Source organism: Streptomyces djakartensis, assembly GCF_014651075.1.
Classification (GTDB): domain Bacteria; phylum Actinomycetota; class Actinomycetes; order Streptomycetales; family Streptomycetaceae; genus Streptomyces; species Streptomyces djakartensis.
The window spans coordinates 1-1411 of the sequence record NZ_BMWE01000052.1 but is presented as its reverse complement, the minus strand read 5'-3'; the positions used below and the strand labels follow the sequence as shown (position 1 = coordinate 1411).

1 protein-coding gene is annotated in these 1411 nt (G+C 46.9%); it reads left to right on the top strand.

Annotation, left to right across the window (positions count from 1 at the left end):
- Positions 1-80 precede the first annotated feature (80 nt).
- Positions 81-1391, top strand: a complete 1311-nt coding sequence (locus IE212_RS35780; RefSeq protein ID WP_147323959.1) for a DUF6040 family protein — start codon at positions 81-83, stop codon at positions 1389-1391.
- Positions 1392-1411 lie beyond the last annotated feature (20 nt).

Here is a 1411-nt window from a genome sequence, read left to right as displayed (position 1 = left end):
AGGGGAAAAACAATGTAAAGTCCGCAACAATAAACTGGAAAAGTATTATGCAGTGGACTTTGGAAAGGAGAGCTTAGAGCATGGGTTTGAAATCAATGCACGCAGAGAAGCAGAGCGAACAGCCACAACAGAGCGTGCAAGACAACAGCTTGATAGAACAGCAGTCGCAGAGAATAGCGGAGCTGATGAAAGAGCAAGAGCAAGACAGCTACTTGATAGAACAGCAGTCACAGAAGATAGCAGAACTGGAAAGGCATATCAGCCAGATAACACAGCAGTCACAGAAGAAAGACTCTCAAATCTCCGAAGCTATCAGCCAAGCCGAGGAATGGAAAGCCAGGGCAGACCAGGAACAGACCAGGGCAAAAGACCAGGAACGGAAACTACTGGAAGAACAACTGAACCTCAAAAAGACCTTGCAGAAGAAAGGCTTGCAAGCCTCCGAAGCCATAAGCCAAGCCGAGGAATGGAAGAACCAAGCCGAGAAATCGGAGATACAGATACAGAAACTCTTATCCGAGAAGCAAGAGCTGGTATCGACAGTAGCCGAACAAGGGAAGAGAATAGCGGAGCAGACAGAGCAAATAGAGAAGCTGAACGAAGCAGACAACGTGCTGAAGCTCAACGCAGAGCTGAAGAAGCAAAACGAGAAGCTGAAGCAAGACAAGCTCAACGCAGAGCAAGAAGCCGAAGCTACGGTATCGAGCGTTAAAAGGGAATATGAAGCCAAGGGCAGAGAGCTTGACCGCAGAATCGGAGAAGCTGCCAAGCAGTCGGCAAGCCTTAAATCCGAAAGGCAGAGCATAAGCGAAGATATAGAGCAGAGAGCAACAGCGAAGTATCTGGACCAGAAGAAAGAGCTTGACAGGAAGTTCAAAGCCCAGACAGCGAGCTATGACAGCTTTCTGTTAGGTCTGCTACTGTATGGAGTGCTTACCACAGTATTCACAGCAGTACGTTCAGAAGCCTTTGTAAGCGATTTTAAGACCTTTTTCATGGTTATATGGCAGTTCATTGTGAATGCGTTCCAGTTGCTTCTTAAAGGCGGTCAGTGGGCTTCACAACTGGGAGATAAGATACCACAGCCAGTAGTGGCTACCATAGTGCATTATCTTCTCTTAATCGTCTTTGTGGGCGGTATTGCTATCGGTGTGGGCTTTCTTATCTTCCTTGGAGCAAGCAAGGTGTTTGAGTTCTACACAGAGGACTATGCGGACACCATGAGCCTTGCCGTATTCCTCATAAGCCTTGCAGTATCGGTGTACTTTGCAGAGCCTATAAGGGCGGTAATCCCTATCAATCTTCTTTTACTGCTGATACTGGTACATATCGTTTATGTGCTGATAAGGTGGTATGTAAAAGGGTGTATGAGGTCGAGAGGATACTACTAAATTGACACCCCAGAAATGGG

What these genes read in the sequence shown, in the direction of transcription:
- IE212_RS35780 (WP_147323959.1), top strand. Translation starts at nt 81, where the DNA reads ATGGGTTTGAAATCAATGCACGCAGAGAAGCAGAGCGAACAGCCACAA.